At 59.3% G+C, this 23,451-nt stretch carries 23 protein-coding genes; 10 read left to right on the forward strand and 13 right to left on the reverse strand.

Annotation, left to right across the window (positions count from 1 at the left end; all coding sequences use genetic code 11):
* Positions 1-6 precede the first annotated feature (6 nt).
* The 9 genes from E0E20_RS06315 (at position 7) to E0E20_RS06355 (ending at position 10,820) form a co-directional block, all read left to right on the forward strand.
* Positions 7-993: a hypothetical protein gene (locus tag E0E20_RS06315; RefSeq protein ID WP_130837362.1), complete on the forward strand. Its 987-nt coding sequence runs from the start codon at positions 7-9 to the stop codon at positions 991-993.
* A 42-nt stretch (positions 994-1,035) separates the two neighbouring features.
* Positions 1,036-1,746 carry a pseudaminic acid cytidylyltransferase gene (gene pseF, locus E0E20_RS06320; RefSeq protein ID WP_130837363.1) on the forward strand — a complete coding sequence of 237 codons (711 nt, stop codon included), beginning with the start codon at positions 1,036-1,038 and terminating at the stop codon, positions 1,744-1,746.
* A gap of 53 nt (positions 1,747-1,799) precedes the next feature.
* Positions 1,800-2,993, forward strand: a complete 1,194-nt coding sequence (locus tag E0E20_RS06325; RefSeq protein ID WP_130837364.1) for a pyridoxal-dependent decarboxylase — start codon at positions 1,800-1,802, stop codon at positions 2,991-2,993.
* A 24-nt stretch (positions 2,994-3,017) separates the two neighbouring features.
* Positions 3,018-4,088, forward strand: a complete 1,071-nt coding sequence (pseI, locus tag E0E20_RS06330; RefSeq protein ID WP_130837365.1) for a pseudaminic acid synthase — start codon at positions 3,018-3,020, stop codon at positions 4,086-4,088.
* On the forward strand, positions 4,085-5,161 hold the full coding sequence (gene pseG, locus E0E20_RS06335; RefSeq protein WP_130837366.1) for a UDP-2,4-diacetamido-2,4,6-trideoxy-beta-L-altropyranose hydrolase: 1,077 nt from the start codon (positions 4,085-4,087) through the stop codon (positions 5,159-5,161). The genes pseI and pseG overlap by 4 nt, the downstream gene beginning before the upstream one ends.
* 45 nt (positions 5,162-5,206) lie before the next feature.
* A complete protein-coding gene (locus E0E20_RS06340; RefSeq protein ID WP_165444011.1) occupies positions 5,207-7,618 on the forward strand; it encodes a YfhO family protein in 2,412 nt (803 codons plus the stop codon).
* The gene (locus tag E0E20_RS06345; RefSeq protein WP_130837368.1) at positions 7,605-8,186 is read left to right on the forward strand and encodes a DUF4870 domain-containing protein; all 582 of its coding nucleotides are present in this window, start codon (positions 7,605-7,607) and stop codon (positions 8,184-8,186) included. Before E0E20_RS06340 ends, E0E20_RS06345 begins: the two co-directional genes overlap by 14 nt.
* Positions 8,187-8,191: 5 nt before the next feature.
* On the forward strand, positions 8,192-9,376 hold the full coding sequence (locus E0E20_RS06350; RefSeq protein WP_130837369.1) for a phosphopentomutase: 1,185 nt from the start codon (positions 8,192-8,194) through the stop codon (positions 9,374-9,376).
* A gap of 67 nt (positions 9,377-9,443) precedes the next feature.
* Positions 9,444-10,820 (forward strand): MFS transporter, encoded by a 1,377-nt coding sequence (locus tag E0E20_RS06355; protein WP_130837370.1) that lies wholly within the window; start codon positions 9,444-9,446, stop codon positions 10,818-10,820.
* A gap of 4 nt (positions 10,821-10,824) precedes the next feature.
* On the opposite strand, the gene deoC is transcribed toward E0E20_RS06355, so the two are convergent.
* The 10 genes from deoC to E0E20_RS06400 all read right to left on the reverse strand — a co-directional run bounded on the left by deoC (position 10,825) and on the right by E0E20_RS06400 (position 19,686).
* Entirely contained in the window at positions 10,825-11,538 is a 714-nt protein-coding gene (gene deoC, locus E0E20_RS06360) for a deoxyribose-phosphate aldolase (protein ID WP_130837371.1), read from the reverse strand.
* A gap of 90 nt (positions 11,539-11,628) precedes the next feature.
* A complete protein-coding gene (scfB, locus tag E0E20_RS06365) occupies positions 11,629-13,029 on the reverse strand; it encodes a thioether cross-link-forming SCIFF peptide maturase (protein ID WP_130837372.1) in 1,401 nt (466 codons plus the stop codon).
* A gap of 177 nt (positions 13,030-13,206) precedes the next feature.
* Positions 13,207-13,356, reverse strand: coding sequence for a six-cysteine ranthipeptide SCIFF (gene scfA / locus E0E20_RS06370; RefSeq protein WP_130837373.1), 150 nt, complete (start codon positions 13,354-13,356; stop codon positions 13,207-13,209).
* Between the two features lie 128 nt (positions 13,357-13,484).
* Positions 13,485-14,246: a Fic family protein gene (locus tag E0E20_RS06375; RefSeq protein WP_130837374.1), complete on the reverse strand. Its 762-nt coding sequence runs from the start codon at positions 14,244-14,246 to the stop codon at positions 13,485-13,487.
* A 22-nt stretch (positions 14,247-14,268) separates the two neighbouring features.
* Positions 14,269-14,700: a DUF3842 family protein gene (locus E0E20_RS06380; RefSeq protein ID WP_130837375.1), complete on the reverse strand. Its 432-nt coding sequence runs from the start codon at positions 14,698-14,700 to the stop codon at positions 14,269-14,271.
* 130 nt (positions 14,701-14,830) lie between these two features.
* Positions 14,831-15,991, reverse strand: a complete 1,161-nt coding sequence (locus E0E20_RS06385) for a toxic anion resistance protein (protein ID WP_130837376.1) — start codon at positions 15,989-15,991, stop codon at positions 14,831-14,833.
* 67 nt (positions 15,992-16,058) lie between these two features.
* Complete coding sequence (locus tag E0E20_RS06390; RefSeq protein WP_130837377.1) at positions 16,059-17,444, reverse strand: 5-bromo-4-chloroindolyl phosphate hydrolysis family protein; 1,386 nt, start codon at positions 17,442-17,444, stop codon at positions 16,059-16,061.
* Positions 17,445-17,707: 263 nt separating this feature from the next.
* Complete coding sequence (locus E0E20_RS14165; RefSeq protein WP_242622683.1) at positions 17,708-17,875, reverse strand: hypothetical protein; 168 nt, start codon at positions 17,873-17,875, stop codon at positions 17,708-17,710.
* A gap of 3 nt (positions 17,876-17,878) precedes the next feature.
* Complete coding sequence (locus E0E20_RS14170; RefSeq protein ID WP_242622684.1) at positions 17,879-18,010, reverse strand: nitroreductase family protein; 132 nt, start codon at positions 18,008-18,010, stop codon at positions 17,879-17,881.
* 104 nt (positions 18,011-18,114) lie between these two features.
* Entirely contained in the window at positions 18,115-19,686 is a 1,572-nt protein-coding gene (locus tag E0E20_RS06400; RefSeq protein WP_130837378.1) for an aminotransferase class I/II-fold pyridoxal phosphate-dependent enzyme, read from the reverse strand.
* Positions 19,687-19,819: 133 nt separating this feature from the next.
* On the opposite strand from E0E20_RS06400, the gene E0E20_RS06405 reads away from it, so the two are divergent.
* Complete coding sequence (locus E0E20_RS06405) at positions 19,820-21,067, forward strand: galactokinase (protein WP_130837379.1); 1,248 nt, start codon at positions 19,820-19,822, stop codon at positions 21,065-21,067.
* Between the two features lie 156 nt (positions 21,068-21,223).
* Here the strand turns inward: E0E20_RS06405 and mscL are convergent, their stop codons facing one another.
* The 3 genes from mscL to E0E20_RS06420 form a co-directional block, all read right to left on the reverse strand.
* On the reverse strand, positions 21,224-21,625 hold the full coding sequence (mscL, locus tag E0E20_RS06410) for a large conductance mechanosensitive channel protein MscL (protein ID WP_130837380.1): 402 nt from the start codon (positions 21,623-21,625) through the stop codon (positions 21,224-21,226).
* 100 nt (positions 21,626-21,725) lie between these two features.
* On the reverse strand, positions 21,726-22,640 hold the full coding sequence (locus E0E20_RS06415; RefSeq protein ID WP_130837381.1) for a DMT family transporter: 915 nt from the start codon (positions 22,638-22,640) through the stop codon (positions 21,726-21,728).
* Positions 22,641-22,649: 9 nt separating this feature from the next.
* Positions 22,650-23,447 carry an ABC transporter ATP-binding protein gene (locus tag E0E20_RS06420; protein ID WP_130837464.1) on the reverse strand — a complete coding sequence of 266 codons (798 nt, stop codon included), beginning with the start codon at positions 23,445-23,447 and terminating at the stop codon, positions 22,650-22,652.
* Positions 23,448-23,451: the final 4 nt, after the last annotated feature.

The following is a 23,451-nucleotide window of genomic DNA, read 5'->3' on the forward strand; positions in this document are numbered from 1 at the left end:
AAAACCATGAGGCATCTGTCCCGCAGCCGCACGCCGGCGCATAAAAACCTGCTCCGCTTCCTCCTCTACGTCCTGTCGGTTTCCGCTCTCGCACTCGGCGCCGTCGCGGGCATATTTCTCTTCCTCGTCGCCCGCCCGGCAGACGTCTTCGATCACAGCTATCAGAGCGAAATTCAGGTGCGCTACCGGAAGCTTCTCCGGACCGGAAGCCCAAAAATCATCATTCTCGGGGGGAGCAGCGCTACCTACGGCATAGACGAGGCGCTGCTCGAGGAGGAAACCGGTCTTCCGGTCGTGAATCTGGGCCTGTATGCCAGCTTCGGCGACGTGATCCCCACGGAGCTCTCCAAAGCGAACATCGGCCCCGGCGACATCGTCATCGCCGCCTACGAGTACGGCTGGAACAAAGAGGATAATTTTGATACCGTCGGCCCCGATATGGTGCTGTCCGGCTTTGACAGTCACCTGTCCATGTACCGCCATATCCCGCTGCGGATCTGGCCGCAGCTCATCGGCTATCTCGGAACATTCCGGGAGAAAAAGGCGCAGTATGCCGCGGATCCCGGCGAGGACATCCGCGGAACGCTCTTTGATGAAGAGGGCCGCCTGATTCTCTCCCGCCCCTCCGGCTCCCTGCACTACGATCCCGACGCGGAGAACGCTAATCCGCAGGATGTGACCGACAGCCGCATCGCGGACGACACCGCCCGGTATCTGCGGCGTTACCGGCGCTTTGTCGAAAAACACGGCGCACAGCTCGTCTTCACCGCGCCGCCGCTTCTTGACAAAGCGCTCGTCGGCACCGCGGAGGACCTGCGCGCGCTCGCGGCCAATGAGGAGAGCGCCGCCGGCATCCCTTACATCAGCGATCCCGCGGCCTATCTGTACCCCGAGGAATACTTCTACGACACGGTATACCACTGCAGCGAGGAGGGGGCCGCTCTGCGCACAAGGATGCTGGCGGAGGATCTGCGGCGTTTCCGGGGCTTCTGAGAGTGTGATAAAATAGGAGCTGCCAGAAAGGAGAACCCCCGCATGAGCTCACTCGCGATGATCACCGCCCGCGGCGGCAGCAAGCGCATCCCGCGCAAAAACATTCAGGAATTCTGCGGAAAGCCCATCCTGCTGTATTCTATTGAAGCCGCCCTTTGCTCCGGCGTTTTTGACGAGGTCATGGTGTCCACCGACAATGCGGAAATCGCGGCGCTCGCACGGCGCTCCGGCGCAGCCGTCCCCTTTCTCCGCTCAGAAAAAACAGCCGGCGATTATGCCTCCACCGATGAGGTCATCGCCGAAGTGCTGGACCGGTATGCGCAGGAGGGCCGGCGCTTTGACCGCTTCGCCTGCCTCTATCCGACTGCGCCGTTCCTCACCCCCGCGCGTCTCCGGGAGGCCATGGCGCTTCTTGACGCACACGAGTCGGTGATGCCGGTCGTCGCCTATTCCTATCCGCCCCAACGCTCCGTCGTGATCCGGGAGGGACGCCTTGTCCGGTGCTTCCCCGAATATCTGAACGCGCGATCGCAGGACCTCGAGCGCTTCTATCATGACTGCGGCCAGTTCTACTGCTGCAGGACGGAGGCTTTCCTCCGCGATCTCACCACCGATGTCGAGGATCTCGCGCCGCTCATTCTGGGCGAGCAGGAGGTACAGGATATCGACACGCCGGAGGACTGGCGCATCGCCGAGGAAAAATACCGCCGTCTCCATCCGGCGTTCGATGCGGCGCATTCCTCAGACGCGTAACTTGGAATCGTAAAAATACAGGGCCCGGACGGCAGCCGGAAAAGAGGCAGAATTTGAAAACTCCCTACTACTACATCAGCGAGACGGTTCTCGACGAGGACGTCGCCGTTCTGCGGCAGCTTCTCCGGACGCACTGGAAAAACGCCGCCGTCGGCTATTCCGTCAAGACCAATTCCCTCCCGTGGCTCCTCTCCCATCTTAAGGGTCAGGGGCTCCGGGCGGAGATCGTGTCGGACTTTGAGTACGAAATCGCGCGGGCCGCGGGCTTTGCGCCGTCGCAGATGATTTACAACGGTCCCATCAAGGACGCCGCCGTCTCGGATGCGATCCTCAGAGCCGGAGGACTCGTGAATCTGGACTCCGAGAAGGAGATCGCGCATCTGGAAAACAGCTCTCCGGTCGGCGCGGACGCTCCCGTGCGCCGTGTCGGTCTGCGCGTCAACTGCGACATGCACCGCCTCGTCCCCGGGGAAACGTCGTCGGGTGAAGAGACAAGCCGCTTCGGCTACTGCTATGAGGACGGCGGGCTCGCGGATGTGATCGCCCGCCTCCGAAAGCTCCCGGATGTCGAAATCTGCGGCCTCCACCTCCACTGCACGACGCACACCCGCTCTGTCGCCGGCTTCCGCGCTCTCGCCCGCTTTGCCGGGGAGCTCCGGGACGCTTTCGGCCTGACACTCAGCTACGTCGATCTGGGCGGCGGCTTCTGGGGCGGCGTACCCGGCAGACCGGATTTTCGGGACTATATTCCTGCCATTGCCTCCGAGCTGTCCCGCTTCTTTAATCCGGAAGCCACGACGCTCATCCTCGAGCCGGGCGTCTCTCTCGTCTCCCGCTGCTCGAGCTTTGTCACCACGGTGCGGGAGGTGAAGCGGCTCCGCGGCGAAGTCTTCGCCGTCACCGACGGGGGCCGCGTCCATCTCAATCCGCAGGTAACGCGGCGGCGCTATCCTCACCACACCGTCTATCTCGATCATGACCGGGAGATCGTGCCGCGGCAGATGATCTGCGGCTACACCTGCATGGAATACGACCGCCTCTTTGAGGAGACGGACGCCCCCGCTCTCCGCCCCGGCGACCGCGTCGTCTATGACCTCGCGGGCGGCTACACGCTCTGCCTCGCCCCGCAGTTCATACAAGGGCTCCCCGCCGTCTATATCGGCAAAGCCGACGGCTCCGTCCTCACGGCGCGCGAAGCATGGGGCGCGGCGGAATATCTGCAGAAATGCCGCTTTGAAACGCTCTGAAAGATTTTGAAAGGACAAGCTCATATGACGCTCAGCAAAGCACCCCGCCGGCAGATCTGCATCGGCTCGCACCACATCGGAAAGGATGATCCGGTGTACATCGTCGCGGAGATGTCCGCGAACCATCTTCAAAGCTATGACCGGGCTCTGGAAATCCTCCGCGCCGCAAAGGAGGCCGGAGCCGACGCCATCAAGCTCCAGACCTATACCGCCGACACCATCACGCTCGACAGCGACGAGCCCTGCTTCCGCATCACGGGAGGGACTCTCTGGGACGGCACCACGCTGCACCGCCTCTATGAGGAGGCCTATACCCCGTGGGAGTGGCAGCCGAAGCTCTGCGAGGAGGCGGCCGCGCTCGGCCTCGACTGTTTTTCCTCCCCCTTTGATCCGACTGCGGTCCGCTTCATGGAAGACATGAATATGCCGGCCTACAAAATTGCTTCCTATGAAATTACGGACATTCCGCTCATCCGCGAGATCGCGCAGAAAGGAAAGCCCGTCATTTTTGCGACCGGCGTCGCGACGGCGGACGACATCCGTCTTGCCCTCGAGACCTGTCTCGCCGAGGGCAACGACCGGCTCGTTCTCCTGAAATGCGTGAGCGCCTATCCCACGCCCTACGAAGATATGAATCTCAATATGATTCCCACGCTCGCAAAGGAATACGGGGTGATTACGGGACTGTCCGACCATTCACCCGGCTCCGCCGCCGCTGTGGCTGCCGTTGCGCTGGGTGCCCGCATGGTGGAAAAGCACCTCACTCTCCGGCGCGCCGACGGCGGCCCGGATGGCGCATTCTCCATGGAGCCGGAGGAGTTTGCGCGGATGGCAGCCGATATCCGCATTGTCGAGAAAGCGCTCGGCCTCTCCGACTACGCTCTCACGCCCCAGCAGGAGGCGGAGCGCTCCGGCGTCCGCTCTCTCTTCGTGGTGGCGGATATCCGCGCGGGCGAAGCGCTCACCACGGACAACATCCGGTCCATCCGCCCCGGGGACGGCCTGCCTCCGAAAGAGCTCGGCCGTGTTCTCGGCCGCGTGGCCGCCCGGGATCTTTTCCGCGGAAAGCCTCTGCAGGAAGGAGATTTCCTATGATCCGCATCGGCGTCCGCACCGACGGCAACGCCGAAATCGCAACCGGACATCTCCGTCGCTGTCTCACCGTCGCCGATGCGCTGACGGATCGTGCCGAGGTCGTTTTCTATGTTTCCGACGAAGAGAGCGCCGCCCTCCTCCGCCAGTTTTCCTCCCGTTTCCCCGTGTATATCACCGGGACAGATTACCGCGCCCCAAAGGAAAACGCCGCGGACTACGCGCGGCCGGAGCTTCCGGAGCTTCTCCTCGTCGATTCCTATTCTCTGACAGAGGAGTGGCTGCGTTTTCTCTCCGGGCTTGCCCCGGTCTGTTATCTCGATGATCTGATGCTCTTTGATTACCCGGCGGCGCTCGTCGTAAACTATGACCCCGCGCCGCCCTCCGCCTTTTACCGCTCCGCGGAACAGCTCCTTGCCGGTCCGCAGTACGCCCCGCTCCGGCCGGAATTTGCCGCAGCCGGCGCCGCGTACCATGTAAGAGAGATCGTGCGCGACGTTCTGATCACCACCGGCGGAACAGACCCTCTGGACATAACCGGACGCCTCGCGGAGGCGCTCGCCGCCGGCTTCGGGAAAAATACGGACCGCAGACTGTCCGGCGGGGCCCTTTCCGCACCGCTTTGCATTCACATGGTCTCCGGCGCGCGGAATATACACCGAAGCCGCCTTATGGCGCTCGCAGAGCGCTTTCCCTCCCTCTGCTTTCACGAAAATGTTGAGGACATGGCGGCTCTCATGGCCTCCTGCGACCTCGCCGTAACCGCCGCAGGTACGACGCTCTGCGAGCTCTGCGCCGTGGGCGTGCCCGCCGTTTCTTTCTGTATGGCAGACAACCAGAAGACACAGGCCGCCGCGTTTGACCGGCTCGGCGCCGTCCCCTGCTGCACCGGTCTCCCGGAGATTCTTCATTGGATTCATACCGCGGCGGCGCCGGGAAGCCTCGACGCCCGCAGAGCGCAGTCCGCCCGCATGCGCACCGTCACCGACGGCCGCGGCGCCTCCCGGATCGCGGACGCACTGCTTTGCACCGCCGCCCGCGGACGCCGCCTCCCGGACCGCACGGATATACCGTGAATCATAAGAGCCGTCAAGCATAAATAATTTATGGAGCTTTCGCCTATGTACCGTTCGCCGCAACATCCAAAGCGCCCGGCCCCGCGTCCGCTGCGGCCGGCCTCCGATATCTGTCTGCTCCGCACGGCCGCGCTCTGCGCTCTCCTCTCCGCCCTCTCTTTCGGCTGGTATATCTTGAAAAACGGCGGTTTCTTTTCGCTCAGCGACGACTTCAACGTCCAGCAGCTCCCTTTCTTTGCCGCCATGCGAAACACGCTGTTCTCCGGCGGATGGGACAGCTGGGTCTGGAATCTGGATCTCGGCACCGCCCTCATCCCGGGGTTTTCTTTCTACGGTCTCGGGAGCCCGTTTTTCTGGCTCATCGCACCGTTCCCCGCCCCCGCGATCCCCTACCTTGCCGGCCCTCTCTATATTCTCCGCTACACCGCGGCCGGCGCGTTCTCCTATCTCTATTTCCGACGCTTTGTCTCCCGAAAGAACCGGTGCTTTGCGCAGCTCGGCGCTGTTCTCTACGCATTCTGCGGCTTCCAGAGCGTGAATCTGATCTATCAGTTTCACGACGCGGCCGCTCTGTTCCCTCTCCTCCTCATCGCTCTTGAAAGCGCTATGGGAGAACGGGATCAGAGTCTCTCCCCCGGCCGCGGCGCGCCGCGCCGCAGAACGCTCCCCGGCTTTCTTCTTTTTTCCGCAGCCGTCGCCCTGAACTGCGTCAATAATTACTATTGCTTTGTGCAGGACGTGTTTTTTCTCCTGCTCTATTTTCTGCTGCGCTTCCGGCGAAGACCGGCAGAAAAGCTCCGCGCCGCGCTTCGTCTTCTGGCCAGCGGCGTTCTCGGCGTCTCCATGGCCGGTTTTCTGTTTGTCCCCAGCATTCTCTATGTCCGCTCCAGTCCCCGGGCGTTCTCGCTTTTCCCGCTCACGAGGGACAGCTTTTTTTACCCGTTCCGCTTTTCTCTTATGTATCTGAAAGGCCTCCTCATGCCCGCCGAGGCCATGTCGGATCAGAGCGCGATCTTTCCGTTCAATTATGATTCGGCCTCCTGCTACCTGCCTCTCATCGGCATGACGCTTGTGCTCGCCTACATGCTGCGCCGGAGAGACCGTCTGAGCGCCCTGCTCGGCCTCCTCCTGCTCTGCTCCTTTGTTCCGATCCTGTCCTCGGCTTTCGCCCTGTTTTCAGCGGATTACAAGCGCTGGTGGTACGCCCTCGCCCTGATGTGCGTCCTCGCCTCCGTCCGGGTGCTGTGCCGGCCGGAGGATTATCCCGTCCGGGCATCCGCCGCGGTCAATCTTCTCCTCATACTGCTCCTGTATCTTGCCGCGCGCTTCATGCGGCTCCCCGGAAGCTTCTGGCCGGAAACCCTCGTGTACCACAGCCTGCGGCTCACCCTGTTCTCGGTGATCGCCGCCCTCGGAATCTGCGCCGCCGCGATTTTCCTGCGCATGCTTCCGAAGCACCGGGCCGCCGGAATACGGTTCCTCACCATAGGAATCTCGCTCTCTGCCCTCGTCACCACCTTTCTTTCCATCCGCTTTTATCTGCGGGAGGATCAGGCGCCGGAGACATATCTCACGGATTATCTTCTGGGCACGGAGCTCCGTGTGCACAATCCGCAGTACCGGTACACGACGAATGACAACGTCCTTACGCTCACCGGGGAGGCCGCCGGAACCGGCAGCTTTTCCTCCACGGTTTCCCACGCCGTCACCCGCTTTGACGAGGTCTTTGACTACTACTCCCCCACCCTGCGGATGGACGTCACACAGGTTCCCGGGCTGCGCGAGCTCCTCGGCGCGGGATACCTTCTCTCGGATTCCGTTTCGGATCCCGCCTCCGCTCTTGAAACTCTGGAGATCCGCGGAAAGACCTACTATATTGTCAGTCTCCCCGCCTCTCTCATCGGCTACGCCGTGCAGAACACCATCTCCCGTGAGGAGCTCCGCTGTCTTGACCTCAGCCTGCGCGGGATCGCGATGCTGGACTGCGCCGTCATCGACCCGGATAAGGAGGAAGAGGCGGCAGACTTCGCTCCCCTGCGGAGCGTCGCGGAAACCGATTTCGAACGCTCCATCTTCGATTACTGCGCGCGCAACGCCGAAAACGCGGTATCGGACTTTACCCGGAGCACGGGCGGCTTTTCCTGCACCGCCGATTATGAGCAGAACCGCGCCGTCTATTTCAGCGTGCCGAATGACGAGGGCTGGACGGCATACATCGACGGCACGGAGACGGAAATTCTCGATTCCGCAGGCATGATGCTGCTCCTTGTCCCCGCGGGAGAGCACCGCATCGAATTCCGTTACCGCACGCCGGGATTCCGCGCCGGCGCGCTGCTTTCCATCTGCTCCTCGGCGCTGTTTATCATGGCCGGGATATGGTACTATAAAAGACAGCAGTATCCGGAACCGTCCACCACAGCACCCGAAACAGGAGGAAATCATTATGAAGCTCTGTAATCAATGCGGCGCCCCTGCCGAAGATGACGTAAAATTCTGTGCGAACTGCGGCGCCCCTTTCGCTGCTGAAAAGAAAGAAACCGCCGTAAAGGATGAGACCGCAGCCGAGGCAGAAGCCGCCGCTCCCAAGACGGATGAGCAGCCGCAGGGCAGCGCCGCAGGGACTTCCGGCGAGGACGCACCGGCGCAGGACGGCGCGGCAGAAGCGCCTGACGGCAACCGCCGCGCAGAAGAAGCAAAAACACATTATGAGCATGTGGAGGGTGAGGTCATGAGCGAAAACGGCGCTCCCGTTTCTTCCAATAGTACGTCATTTGGCATTGTCGCCTATATTACATGGATCGGTCTTCTGATCGCCTTTCTTGCCGGGGACCGGAACGATCCGTATCTGCGCTTTCATCTGAATCAGTCCCTCGTCATCAATCTCTTCGGACTGGTCGGCCTTGTTCCGGTCATCGGCTGGATCTGCAGAATCTTTGTTTTTGTCTGCTGGATTATCGCGATCATCGGCGCAGCGCAGGGGCAGAAAAAAGAGGTTCCGCTTCTGGGCAGCATTCACATTCTGTAAAACGTATGAAATCAGATATTTCCACCGCAAAACGCGTTTTTTTCATGATCATGGACAGCTTCGGCATCGGCGCCGCCCCGGACGCCGCCGCGTTCGGGGACGAGGGCTCCGATACTCTCCGTGCAGTCTCGGGGAGTCCGCGTCTGTTCTGTCCGAATCTCGCGCGGCTCGGCCTCTTTGCCATTGAGGGCACCGAGGAGGCGCAGCCGGCCTTTCTGGACGCCCTGTCCGGCGAATGTGCCGGCTCCTACGGACGTCTCCGGGAGCTCTCCGCCGGAAAAGACACCATCATCGGCCACTGGGAGCTCGCAGGTCTTGTCAGCGCAAAGCCCATGCCCGTCTTCCCGGAGGGCTTTCCCGCGGACTTCATCGCCGCCTTTGAAAAGGCGGTCGGACACCGCTGTATCGTGAACCGCCCCTATTCTGGCACAAAGGTGATCGAGGAGTACGGGGAACAGGCGCTGAGAGAAAATGCGCTGATCGTCTACACCAGCGCCGACAGCGTCTTTCAGATCGCGGCGAATGAGAGTCAGATTCCGGTCGAAGAGCTGTATCGCTGCTGTGAAATCGCACGGAATATGCTGACGGGCGATCTCGCCGTCGGCCGCGTCATTGCCCGCCCCTTTGAGGGTACCGACCGGAAGAGCTTCCGCCGCACGGAGCGGCGGCACGACTACGCACTCTCGCCCCCGGCTCCGACCATGCTGGATATCCTCCGGGATGCCGGCAGGGACGTAATCGGCGTCGGAAAAATCGGCGATATCTTCAACGGACAGGGCCTCACCGAATCGCATCGGACCACCGGAAATCTGGACGGCCTCATCACCACCGATGAGATTGCAGCGCGGAACGACTGGAGCGGCCTTTGCTTTGTCAATCTTGTGGACTTCGACATGCTCTACGGCCACCGCAGAAACATCGACGGCTACGCGCAGGCGGTCACGGACTTCGATGCATGGCTCTCGATTTTTATGGACAGCATGTGCGAGGATGATCTGCTGGTCATTTCCGCCGATCACGGCTGCGATCCGTCCTTTTCCGCCCATACGGATCATACCCGCGAATATGTTCCGCTTCTGATGTACGGCTGCGGCGTCGAAAAGGGCAGAGATCTCGGGACGGTCGACGGCTTCGGCTTCGCGGCGGAAACCATTCTGCGCGCGCTCGGCACAGAGTGCCGTACGGCCTGAGGAAAGGAGCGCGTCCGGCACTTTTTTCTCTTTTCACTCATATGCCCATACGGAGGTTTTCATTCTCATGAAGCTCAATTACCGGCGCACCATTCTCATCGGACTTGCCTTTCTTTCGATCTCCGCTTTCTGGCAGACCTACGACAACATCATTCCCCTGATGCTGCAGAATACGTTCGGGCTGAAAGAAACCGTCACCGGAAGCCTCATGGCAATGGACAATGTCCTCGCCCTCTTTCTTCTTCCCCTCCTCGGCAGCATCTCGGACCGGGTCGATACAAAATTGGGCCGCCGCATGCCGTTTATCGCCGCAGGTACGGTTCTGGCTGTCTCGTTCTATATCCTGATCGCTCTGGCCGACCGGGCCGCCAGTCTTCCGCTGTTTCTCATCGTCCTCTTCGGCGCGCTGATCTCCATGGGACTGTACCGCTCCCCCGCCGTCGCCCTGATGCCGGATCTCACGCCGAATGTTCTGCGCTCCAAGGCAAACGCCGTCATCAATCTGATGGGCACCGTCGGCGCGGTCTACGCCCTTGTCATGATCCGTCTTCTTTCCGGCAGAACGCTCTCCTCCACCGGCCGCACCGACTATCTTCCCCTCTTTGGCAGCGTCGCGCTGCTGATGGTTGTTGCTGTCGCCGTGCTTCTTCTGACCATCCGTGAGCACCGCGTAAAGCAGCAGGTCAACGAGGAGATCCGCCTTTACCGGCAGGCGCATCCCGAGGATACGGAAGTACAGACTATCGAAGACGCCGGCTCCGCCAAAGGCACAGCCGCTTCCCCGCAGAAAGCGGGAAAGGACCGTGCAGGCACCCGTCCCGCCGCGGCTATGCCGGCTGATGTGAAGCGGAGCATGATATTCCTGCTTCTCTCCATCTTCCTCTGGTTCACCGCCTACAACGCGGTGACGACCGCATTCTCCCGCTATGCGGAGAACGTATGGCAGATGCGGAACGGCGGCTACGCGAGCTGCCTGCTCGTGGCGACGCTCGCCGCAGTGGCCTCCTATATCCCGATCGGCCATATTTCCAGCCGGATCGGACGAAAAAGGACGATCCTAATCGGAATCGTCCTCATGCTTCTGTGCTATATGACGGCGGCCTTTGTCACGGAATACGCGTTCTGGCTGAATTTCCTCTTCGGCCTCATCGGCATCGGCTGGGCCGCGATCAACGTCAACTCCTACCCGATGGTCGTCGAAATGAGCCGCGGCGCGGACATCGGCAAATTTACGGGAACCTATTACACATTCTCCATGGCAGCGCAGATCTTTACGCCGGTGTTCTCCGGTTTTTTGCTGGAGCATGTGTCCTATCGGACGCTCTTCCCCTATGCGCTCCTCTTCTCCGCTGCGGCTCTCCTCACCATGACGCAGGTGCGGCACGGCGATATCCGGCCGGCGAAGAAAAGCAGCGCGCTCGAAAGCTTCGACGTGGACGACTGACGCCTTACAGCTGCGGGTCCCAGCCCCTGTCAATATTGGTGTTCGTCTGCAGGAAGCCCTCGATATCCTGCAGACGGACCACCTCTTTGATGATGGAGCTGGTTCCCAGACGCTCCGCGCCGAGGCTCATGTAGAGCTCCGCCTCCTCCAGCGTATGGATTCCGCCGGCCGCCTTGACCTTTACCTCCACCCCGACATGCGCCCGGAGGAGCTTCACATCCTCCGGCGTCGCGCCGCGCACGGCAAAGCCGGTCGATGTCTTGATATAATCGCAGCCCGTCTTTGTCACGATCTCACACAGACGGATTTTTTCCTCATCGGTCAGAAGCGCGCACTCGATGATGACCTTGAGCACATGTCCCCTTGTCGCCTCGCGCACGGCGCGGATATCCTCCTCGACAAGATCAAAGCGCCCGTCTTTCACATAGCATACATTGATCACCATGTCGATATCGCTCACGCCGTTCCGGACAGCCTCCTCCGCCTCGCAGACCTTGGCCGCCGTGGTGCTGTACCCGTTCGGAAAACCGATCACGACCGTAACCGGAAGACGCCCGTTCAGATATTTCACCGCCTCCGCCGCGTAGCAGGGCGGAATGCAGACGCTCGCCGCATGGTACTGCACGCCCTCGTCGCAGAGCGTCTGAATCTGCTCCCATGTGCTGTCAACCCTGAGCAGCGTATGATCGCAGTGTCCGCAGATTTTCTGAATATCCATACCGATCTCCTTTCAAAACAGCTGACATTTGTTTTTTATTATACGTGAAACGGACCGGGTATCCAACCCGATCCGCCTTATCTCAGCCTTTCAGCGGCTCTCCGCCGCTTTCATCATGATCGCACATTCCATACGTTTGCGGAACAGGTCGCAGCCCTGCCGGTACACCCCGTGAATATCACCGGTCGCGTGCATCGCGTTGGCCGCGCAGCCGCCGGAGCAGTAGAGCTTCGCCCAGCAGTCCTTACAGTCGGGACGGGCATAGACATTGCAGAGCTTGAACTCGTCCCGGAGCGCCGTGTTCGTGACGCCGTTCCAGATATCCCCCAGCCGGTACGCCTCCTCGCCGACAAACTGATGGCAGGGATACAGGTCCCCCCACGGCGTGACCGCCATGTACTCCGTTCCGGAGCCGCAGCCGGAGATTCTCTTATAGACGCAGGGCCCGCCGGACAGATCGAGCATATAGTGATAAAACGTGATCGGTCTGCCCTCTTTCTTCCTGCGGAGCATATCCTTTGCCAGCAGCTCATACTGCTCCGAAACGATCGCGAGGTCCTCCGCGGTCAGCGCCGAGGGGTCCCCCTCCTTTGCCACCACCGGCTCCATGGAGAGCTCGGTGAAGCCCAGATCGTCCGCCATGTGGAAGAGGTCCTCCGTAAAATCCGGATTGTAATGCGTGAATGTCCCTCTCATGTAGTAATTTTTGCCGCCGCGGGCCGCAACGAGCTTCTGAAACTTCGGCACGATCGTATCGTAGCTTCCTTTTCCGGAGATATCCCTGCGGAAGCGGTCATTGACTTCTTTCCGTCCGTCGAGGGACAGGACGACATTGCCGCACTCACGGTTTGCCCACTCGATCACCTCGTCCGTGATGCCGATTCCGTTCGTCGTAAGCGTAAAGCGGAAGTTCTTGTTGTGCTCCCGTTCAACGGAGCGCGCATAGGCGACCAATTCCCTGCAGACCTCAAAGTTCATCAGGGGCTCGCCGCCGAAGAAATCAACCTCAAGATTGCGGCGTGTCCCGGAATTTTCAATCAGAAAATCAAGCGCCCGTTTGCCGGTCTCGAAGCGCATCACCCCTGCCTGCCCGTGAAACTTTCCCTGCGCGGCAAAGCAGTAGTTGCAGTTCAGATTGCAGGTGTGCGCGACATGGAGGCAGAGCGCCTTGACAACGGTGCTCCGCTTCTTAAAATCAAAGGCCTCCGGTTCATAAATATCCTCCGTGAACAGCTTCCCCTGTTCCCGGATCCGTGCGATCTCGGCAAGAACCTCCTCCGGATCCTGCTCACCGTACTTCTCCTCTCCCTCCGGGATCGCGCTGTTGTAGCGGCTGAGCGCCGAGAGAAGCTGCGTCTTTGTCTCTTCCTCGGTCTTCCCCGCATCAAGGAGCGCAATGGCGTCATAGGACATATCGTCAACGACATGCACGCTGCCGCTGAATACGTCGAGAACAATATTGTAGCCGTTCAGCTTATACTGATGGATCATAAAATGCAAAATTCCTCTTTCTCTGATGAACGCTTCGGATGAAAGCAGCAGACATGAAAACGACAGCCGCAAAGCCACACAGCAACAGACTGCCATGTCCCCGGAATACAACCATCCCGAGGATATGGCAGTCTGCTGTACACGTATGGTAAATACTCTGTGCCGTCAGGAAATCCCTCAGTCCTCCATACACTTCTCGCACTGCTGATTCGCAATGCCGCAGCTCGTCTTGCAGGCGCTCTGGCAGGAAGTCTGGCACTCGCCGCAGCCGCCGTTCTGCAGGCTCGCCGCAAGGTCACGGGTATTCAGAGTCTCGATGTGCTTCATAGGAATTACCTCTTTTCTTTATACAAACAGATTTCTGATACATGTTGCGGCACTGTTCCGCTGCTTTTTAATAATACATACGAGCTCCGGGGTTTGTCAATGTCCGTCGGACTTCTCCCGCACCTGCTTCAGCCCCGTTTTCGCCGTTCGGCGCGCCCGACCTGCTTTTCCCATGTCTTTGCGGTCTGCTCTTTCAGAAACGCACATAAGGGAGTCAGTTCCTGATGAGTATCCCACTCTTCCAGCGCCGTATAATATGCCTTTCGGTCCTCTTCATGAATCACAATGGGAGGGTGATTATGAAGAACAAGAAAATAGTTCATGGCAAGACGGCCGCATCTGCCGTTGCCGTCGGCAAAAGGGTGGATGTTCTCAAACTTTGCGTGGAAATACGCCGCAGCCGTCAGTGCATTTTCCTCCGAAACATCCTGCAGCTCTGCGAGCAGCTCATCCATCTCTTCCGGCACATCCTCCGGGGCCGCACCGATTTCTTCCCTGCCGGTCACATAATCATGATGCTTATACTCGCCCGGGCGTTCACCCATCTGCCACCGGCGGGTGTCATAGCTTGCCTGCGTCAGCACCTGATGCAGCTCCCTGATAAAAGCCTCGTTCATAGGACGCTTGTCACGGAATGATACGAGAAACAGCTCATTGGCATTTTTGGCATTCTGAATTTCAAAAAGAGTCCGCAGATCCCCGGTGTAGGAGGTGACGCCGTCATGATCAAAAATCTCTCTGGTATCATGATACGTAATGCGGTCATTCTCTATTTTGCCGGAATGATAGGCAAACACAATGCTGTGACTGCTTAGCGCTTCCGCAAGCTCCGCATCGTTCTGTATGTTTTTTTGACGCCAGAGAACAACGGCTTTTTCATAATCCGTCATCTCTCTCCTTTATCCTGTGCAATCATTCCTCGGTCAGATAAATTCTGAGCTGCTGCACAGCCTCCGCCATCAGACGGCCGGTGCTGAAATCCGACACCCCCGCGATATAATTGTCACAGCTGCTGAACGGTATCATAATCCGCTTTGCCGCCGCCTGTGCAATCGTGCAGGCAATCATCGGGGTGATTTCCCCCAGCATGGCATCGGCGATCACCATCCCGACCGGACCGATGATAACATCTGCCTTTCTGCTCGCGACACGGGCGGCATTCTCCCCCGTCGCCGCCTCGTCCGCACCCGCTTTCAGCATGGCGCCGGTAGCCGTTGAATTTGTTCCGACCGCCAGAATCTGAATATCAATATCAGACAATGCTTTTCTGATCGCTGTGATAAGCTGTTTGCCGAGGCCGCCTCCCTGCGCGTCGACGACCATAACCACTTTTTTGCTGCTCATTCCTGTCATTCCCCATGCCGAAGCACTTTGTGCGAGGCGCGCGCCGCATGCACCCTGCGTCGGGGTGCAGAGTGCCGAGCCGCTTTGCGGCTGCAATCACCGGCATAAAGCAGATCATTCCCGAATCAGATCACCCTCTCGCCGCTTCAAGGAGCTTGGCCTTGAGCTGATTTTCGATATCCGCAAGCTCAAGCTCGGCGTCGTGACGCTTCTGCTTGCCCTCTTTCTGGATCGTGATGACCTCGTCCATCGCCGAGATCAGCGTCTCATTGGTCTGGCGCAGCGTCTCAATATCGACGATACCGCGCTCCGCCTCCTTTGCGCTCTCCACCGTGGCGACTTTCAGCGCCGCCGCGTTCTTTTTCAGCAGTTCGTTGGTCATATCGTTGACCTGCCGCTCTGCGCGGGCCGCCTGTGTCGCGTGCTCCACGCCCATGGCAATAACCATCTGATTTTTCCAGAGCGGAATCGTATTGACGATCGTGGACTGAATTTTCTCCGCCATCATGGTGTCGGAATTCTGCACCATACGGATCTGGGGAGCCGTCTGCATCGCGATCGTCCGCGTCAGCTCAAGATCATAGATTTTTTTCTCGAAGCGATCGCACTGCGCCGCCAGATCCTTTGCCGCCTGCGCATCCTCCGCAAGCCCTGTCTGCGCAGCCTTGTTCTGGAGCTCCACGAGCTTCCCGGTGCGCACCTCCGCGAGCTTTTTTTTGCCCGCAAGGACATACATGGTCATCTCCTTGAAATAATTGAGATTCATTTCATACATGCGGTCGAGCACTTCCACATCCTTGAGAAGCGTGACCTGATGTTTTTCCAGTTCCGTGGAAATCGTGGTGACGTTGGTCTCGACCTTGCTGTATCTGGCGCGCAGCTCCTCCGCCCGGTTCCCCGCCTTGCGGAACAGCCCCATGAAGCCTTTCTGCTCCCCGTCCACATTGAAATCCTTGAGCTGTGTGATAAGCTGGGTCAGCATCTCGCCCGTCTCGCCCATGTCCTTTGTCCGGACGTTGTCCAGCGCTCTCTCCGAGAAATCCGCGAGCTTTTTCTGCGTTCCCGCGCCGTAGTTCATGATCGCCGCCGAATTGGCGATATCAATCTGCTTCACAAAGGCGTCGACCTGCGCGAGCTCCGTTTTTGAGAGAACAGACTCCGCATCTTTCAGCATCGTTTCCGGCGTCGCCCTGACGATTTCCTGCGCGGCCGGTTTCTGCTCCTCCTGCGGCGCAGTCCCGAATTCCAGCGTGGGGGCCTGTTCCTCAAATTCCTTAAACTCTTCCGTCATTTTTCGTCTCCTTCCCGGAAAATCATTTTCACAGCGCTGCGGCAGCTGCACCGCTGTCCGTGCGTGCTCAGCGCTCCGCCGCCGAACCGTCGGTGTCGGCCTCCATATGCAGAGCAGAAGCCTCCGCTTTCTGCTCCGAAGCTCCAAACGGCACCGGGACCGGCTCTTTCTCCGAAGAAGTCATTTTCCCGGGAGTCAGACCGTCCTGTGCCAGCATCGTTTTCATCACGGAAATATCCGACGAAATATCCCACGCCAGATCCTGAAACAGGCTGTCGAGAAGCTTCTCGAACGCGTCGTTGATCGTATCCATCGCCTGTTCGATTTCATGCCGTGTCTTTACCACGTTGGTGACCTCCGGCTGCTTGTCCAGCTCCACGTAGGCCCCCAGCAGCTTTGCCGTGGTCGGCAGATAGTAGTCCATCAGGCGGCGGAGCTCGCCCGCGCTCGCCGGGTGCTTTCGCACCTGCGCGAAAATGCGGTTCATAATATTTTCAAGACGATAGAGCTTCTCCGACATTTCCTGATTGTCAGGGATACGGTCGTTGGCCTCCCGGACGGAGCGGATATACTCGCCCCCCTCTTTCAGAACGGCCGCGGCCTCCGCAGGAAGCTCTCCGTAGATTTGCTGTTCTTTCTGCTGCTTCTCGCGGGCCTGCTGCTCCCGCGCCGCGCGGCTCTCCTCTGCACTCCGGTACTGCGCATAGGCGCTGTCCGTCAGCATAAGCGTCGTCTCTCCCGCATCCATGCGGGCTTTCGGAAGATAGCCCCGCCGGATCATCTGCGCGAGCTCCGCACGGAGCTTTTTCTCCGCGATCCCGGCCCGTGAAGCAAATTCCCGGATGCTGAAAAATTCTTTCTTTTCCAGCAGCTTTCCATAGAGATAATAGTGATCTACAAGAATCCGTTCCCGGTTTCCCTTTATCATAAGAGCGATGGAGCCTGCCAGTCCCCCGGCGGACACCCCGGCCGCGATCAGAGAGGCGATGATGCCGGCTGAATTGTGCGCCGCCAGAAATCCCACGGCGAGCATAAGCATGAAGACCGCGAGCGGAGCGCTGACAATCGCCCACAGAAGCCCCAGAACAAAATACACGATTCCCTTGGTGCGGCCGGGCGATTTCTGAATAAAAAAGCCGCCCGGAGAAGCCGCGGGCACCCCGGTCCGCCCGTCCCCGTACGCCGACGGGAAAGAAGAGGCAGAGGAGCGATAAGCCGTGCGGTAGTCCTGACGGAAGCGCTGCTGCTTTCCGCCCTTATGCTGCTCTTCATAGCGTTTTTTCCAGTCCTCTGTGTTTTTCTGCGCCTCGCTCCGCGGATATACGCTGCGGGCAACATCATTCACACGCTCCCGGAGCGTGCTGTTCAGCTGACTGTAATCATTTCGCGTAACGGCATCGGTGACTGCATTCAGAATTTCTCCGCCGGCATCGATAAGATCCTGTGTATTCATCCCTTGTTCCCTGAAGAAAATCACACTGCCGCCGAACCCCCGGCGACTGGGATAAGTATATCATAAAGCAAAGCCCTGCGGGTTTTGTCCTGTAAAAAGTCGAAGCATGTTTCGCATACGTCCTCTGTCAGGCGGCAGAATGGACGCCGTACTTGTACGAGCGGACATTCTGACATCTGACAGGACTGTTTCGCTGCCACCGGCGGCGAAGCAGTGCAAAGGACTTATCCCCATGGGCGCAGCCGCCCCTCCCCGCGCGCGGCTCACTCCACGTAAAACACCCGGTTCGCCCAGTCCTTTTCCGCAAGGACAACCAGAATCACCGGCGCACCGTAAAACGGATCGAAATCGGGCTTCCAGCCGCCGATCCTGCAGTTGTCCGCCGACAGCCGGTCCCGAAGCTCCCGGTTCGTGACCGCCACCGTGGTCACCGACTACCTGCCTTTTGCGCTCGCCGCATAGAGGCCCGCCTCGATGATCTGATCAATATCCTTTTTCTCCGGCATATCCGGCTTGAATTTCCGGATGCTCCTGCGCTCCTCCATGGCTTTGATGATCTCGTTCATACTTTTCCTCCTCTCTGCAACCGCTTCATCCGGCATAAAAAATACCGGTGGAATATCCGTTTGGCACGATATCGATACTCACATTATAGCCCCTGCCTTTCCATTCATTGAAGCTCCTGTTTTTTCTTCATCTGCTCCGCTCTCCCCGCACGGTGAAATTCCGTCCCCGCAACCGCAAGGCGCCGGATGGAGGACAGCCTTGCTTCACTGATCTCCTCGCCCGGCAGAAGAATCGGGACGCCCGGCGGGTAGCACCACAGATATTCTCCGCTCTGCCGGCCCTGCGCAGCGGAGAGAGAAACCCTCTCCGCCGGCTGCTCCAATGCCGGCCGAAAACGCCGGAAGCGCTGTCCGGGCACGGCCTCTTTCAGCACAGAAAGCTCCATTTCCGTGATTTCCGGCACTGTTTCTCCCACTGCCGCGGACATTCTCCCGTCGGAACAAGAGGAGGCGAAACCGGCGCCGGGCCGATACGCGGATACCGCATCGCCCCCGTCATCGTCAACCCTGCGCAGAGCCGCCGCAAGCGCGGCAAGCGCCTCCGGGCTGTCCATCGGACTTGTCATTGCGAGCACACAGTCCCCGCAGGTCATTTCCATTTCAAAATGAAAACGCTCCCGCAGGCAGGCCGCCAGCTCCGCACCGGTAAGCCCCGCACCCCGCCCGCTGATATAGAGCTTGGAGGGGTCAAAGCCGAAAAAGCCGTGTCGTTCTCTGCTGTCTCCGCCGCAGCAGAGCACACGCAGCCGCCGGAATTTTTTCGCTTCTTCATGGAAGTTCCGAAGCGCCCGTTCCCAGCGCTCAAAGAGGCCCCGTCCCTCCCGCAGGAGAAAGCCGGTGCAGCTGTCCAGCGAGCAAAGCAGCGGATAAGACGGCGAGCTCGTCTCGAAAATATCGAGCTGATGCTCCAGCTTCGCAGGGCTCAGAAAGCGTTCGCTGCAAAGATGGAGCCATGCGGTCTGCGTAAGGCCTGGCAGCGTCTTGTGTGCGCTCTGAATAACCACATCCGCTCCCTGATGCGAGGCGCTGTCCGGAAATCCGTAGTCACAGGAGCGTCCTCCCCCCGGAAAACACAGTCCCAGATGCGCCCCGTGCGCCTCATCCACGATCAGGGGAATCCCCCTCTCGTGGCAGAGCTCCGCGGCGGCATGGACGTCCGAGAGCACGCCCTCGTAGGTCGGGCTTGTAAGAACAACCGCCTCCGTCTTCGGGAAACGGACGAGGAGCCGCTGCACCTCCCCGGGGTTCACCGATCCGGACACATGAAATTCCGCATCCTCGGGCGGCTCGGCAACATGCACCGCAAGATCAAGGAGCTCCGCGGCATGCCAGATCGAGCGATGGCAGTTCCGCGCGGCAATCAGCTCGCCCCCCGGCCGAACCGCCGCCGCAATGGCCGCGAGGTTCCCGCAGGTGCTCCCGTTCACAAGGTAACGGCTCCACGGCACCCCGCAGAGCCGCGCCGTCCGTTCCATGGCAGCCCGCAGGATGCCGTCCGCCTCATGAAGATTATCGGTGCCCGGAATCTCCGTAAAATCGATCCGGTACGGCAGCTCCTCCGGGAGAAGCCCCGCCGCGCGCCTCTTGTGCCCCGGCATGTGGAACGGATACGACGCCTCTCCCTGCCGATGCAGCGCATTGATAAGCTCCATTTCATGAGCTGTTTCAGAACTCATTTCAAACTCCCGTCTCAAATATGGTCGAATTTGCGCAAAAGAATGATTTTTGCAGATAACCGAACGCAGCAAAACAACGTATAATAGGTAGCAGTATAGTGCTCATTCACATATCTGCAAGGAGAACAACGCTATGACACTTCCTTCCAAAGAAGCTCTGGGATGCATTTACGGTGCGGATGCCGAAAGAGCTGAAACCCGCTACGAAAACCTCGCCGCCGCATTCGAAAAGCAATTCGGCAAAGCCGAGCCCGAGTTTTTCACTGCGCCGGGACGCACGGAAATCATCGGCAACCACACCGACCACAACGGGGGCCGGATTCTCGCCGCCAGCATCTCGCTGGACACCATCGCTGCCGCGGCAAAAACGGACGGCACCGTCATCACCATCATCAGCGAAGGCTATGACCGGCCGATCGTCGTCGACACGGCAAAGCTCGATGAAGTACCGAAGAATCAGGGCAGCATCTCTCTCGTCGGCGGCATCATGACCGCGGCCATCCGTTTCGGCTACCGGATCGGCGGCTTCAACGCCTATGTCTCCACGGAGGTCATCAGCGCCGCCGGCGTAAGCTCCTCTGCCTCGTTTGAAATGCTGGTCTGTTCCATCGTAAACTTTTTCTTCAACGACGGCGTCATTGACTGCGCGCACTATGCCCGCATGGGGCAGTATGCGGAAAACCACTTCTGGAACAAGGCCTCCGGCCTCATGGATCAGATGGCCTGCGCCGCCGGCGGAACGATACTCCTCGACTTCTCCGACGGCGTGCAGTGTAAAAAAGTGGATTTTGACTTTGACCAGATCGGCTATGATGAAGTCATCATCAACACGGGAAAGGGGCACGCGGATCTCAGCGCGGAATACTCCTCCATCCCGCTCGAAATGCGCTCCGTCGCTCACGAGCTCGGGGCAGACAATCTCTGCGGCGCCAGTGAGGAAGCGCTCCTCGCCGGTCTTCCCGCCATCCGGAAAAAGCTTGGCAACGACCGCGCCATTCTCCGAGCGCTTCATTACTTTGAAGAGTGCCGCCGCGTGGATCAGGCGGCCGCCGCTCTGACCCGGGGGGATGCGAAGCAGCTTCTCTCCATTATTGAGGAATCGGGCCGCTCCTCATGGGACTGGCTGCAGAACGTCTACTGCATCAATGACAGCTCCGAGCAGTCCATTCCGCTCGCCCTTGCTCTCACCCAGATCTTTACCGGCCGGATCGGAAAAGGCGTCGCCCGCATCCACGGCGGCGGCTTCGCCGGCGTCATCATGGCCGTTATTCCGAAAGAGCACACAGCGGAATACGTCGATTTCATGACCGACTTCTTCGGTCGGGAAAACATCTATGTCATGGGAATCCGGCAGACCGGCGCCGTACATGTGGGGCGCTGATACAGACTACGGATTCTGAAAACGCCCGCCAGAGGCGCCGGATCGGCGTTCCCTGACGGGCGTTCTTTTCAAAATTAATACAGGCGGATCCGCTTTTTCCTGCGCTCACGGAGGCCGCATCGGACAGCCTGTCACTGCCGTCCCCGCCACTGCGTCTTATTTCTTCTCTTTCAGAGTTTTCAAAATATCCGCGAGAAGCTGCTCCGTCGTGGGACCTGCCGGAGCGGCCGCTGCCGCCTCTTTCTTCTGCAGCTTCTCCGCTCTCGCCTTGACCGAATTGATGGCCTTTACGATACAGAACAGAACAAACGCCATCAGGATAAAATTGATAACCGCAGAGATAAACGCGCCGATTCCCAGCGAAACGTTGTCCGTCATTTTGATGGCGACATTGCTGAAATCGGTCTGAAACACCAGTCCGATCAGCGGATTGATGATATTTTCAATCAGCGCCGTGATGATGGACTGAAACGCGCCGCCGATGATCACGCCGACCGCCATGTCCATGACGTTGCCTTTCAGAGCAAACTCTCTGAATTCCCCCAGAAACTTCTTCATAACAATCCTCCATGCCGAAGCACTTTAGTGCGAAGCACGCGCCGCAATTATTTGCCTGTGATCTGACCTGAAGTAAGTATATGCGAGCAGCACAGGCTTTTCAAGAAATTGTTTCCTGCGGCTTCGCGGAAATGATCGCCATCATCGCGAAGATGCAGGCAAAGCCCGCCGCGTCCCAGCCCGTGAACGGATTGCCGAGAAACAGTGTCCCGATAAGGGCCGCCGTGACCGGCTCCGAAAAGCCGTAAAGAATCCCTTTCTGCGGGCCGATCATCTGCACGCCTTTCATATAGACCGTAAAGGCGAGAACATTGCCTACAAGTACGACAAATGCAATCCCGAAAAGGCCCGCCGCCGTAGGAGTATACGCCGCGCGCCACGGACGGAAAAGCAGTGCCGTCACCGCGCTCCCGAGAAGAAACGCCCATGTCTGGAGCACGGTGACCGGGTATTCTCCGACAATCGGCTCCATGTTGTAAACAGTGACGCAGCATACGCTGATCAGCCCCGCCGTCAGCGCTGCCGCCGGAATGCGGAGGGCTCCGAAGCTCCCGTGCGTCGTGATCAGCAGAACGCCGGCCAGCGCCAGCAGGATGCTGATGAGCTCGAACCGTTCCGGCCTGCGCCGCCGGATCACGCAGGTCACCGCCAGAATCAGGGCCGGCGAAAGCTCCTGCATAATGGTTCCGATCACCGCCGTGGAAAATTGAATGGTTAGAAAATACGTGAACTGACAGAATGTGACGCCAAGAATTCCATAAATCAGGAGATGCGCCCGGTCCCGGCGGTTTTTCCACGGCCGAAACAACAGCTCCCTCTCCCGCAGAAAGCACCAGACAAACAGAATCACCCCCGCACAGCCCAGACGAATCGGCACCAGCCACCGGCTGTCCATATGCTCATGATGGAACAGATATTGTCCCATCGTTCCGGAGGCTCCCCAGCTCATGCCCCCGACAAGCGTCAGCAGTGCGCCGGCAAGCCCGTCCCGCCGGACTCCGTGATTCTGATTCATGCGCCCTCTCTATCTGCTCAGCAGCGCCTGATCATTGGAAAACTCCTCCTCCGTCGCCACGCTGAATTTGTGGAGCAGATCCTCCACCGTCAGATTTTTCTTCTCCTCGCCCCGGATATCCAGCGCGATTTTTCCCTCATTCATCATGATGAGACGATTGCCGTGATGAATCGCGTCCCTCATGTTGTGTGTGATCATCAGTGTGGTCAGATGCTCCTGCCCTACGACCTTTTCCGTCGCATTCAGCACCTTTTCCGCGGTCTTCGGATCGAGCGCCGCCGTGTGCTCGTCAAGAAGCAGCAGCTTCGGCTTCCGGAGCGTCGCCATAAGGAGAGTCAGCGCCTGCCGTTGTCCGCCGGACAGAAGCCCTACCTTGGCCGTCATTCTCTCCTCCAGCCCGAGCTCGAGAATCCGGAGGCGCTCCCGGTACTCCTCGCGCTCCGCGCGGGTAACGCCCCAGCGGAGCCCCCGCCGTTTTCCCCTCCGCGCCGCGAGAGCAAGGTTTTCCTCGATCTGCATGGTTGCCGCCGTCCCTGTCATCGGATCCTGAAACACTCTTCCGATGAGGGCCGCCCTCTTATAATCCGGCAGCCCTGTGACGTCGATTCCTCCCACAAGAATCGAGCCCTCATCCACCGGCCAGACGCCCGCAATCGCATTGAGCACCGTGGATTTGCCTGCGCCGTTCCCGCCGATCACGGTGACAAAGTCGCCCTCCTCCAGAACGAGGTCCACGCCGCACAGCGCGCGCTTCTCATTGATGGTTCCGGGATTAAAGGTTTTGCTGATGTGCCTCAGCTCCAGCATCGCA

Origin of the sequence: Lachnoclostridium sp. Marseille-P6806 (assembly GCF_900625025.1) — a bacterium.
Taxonomy (GTDB): Bacteria; Bacillota; Clostridia; order Lachnospirales; family Lachnospiraceae; genus CAG-791.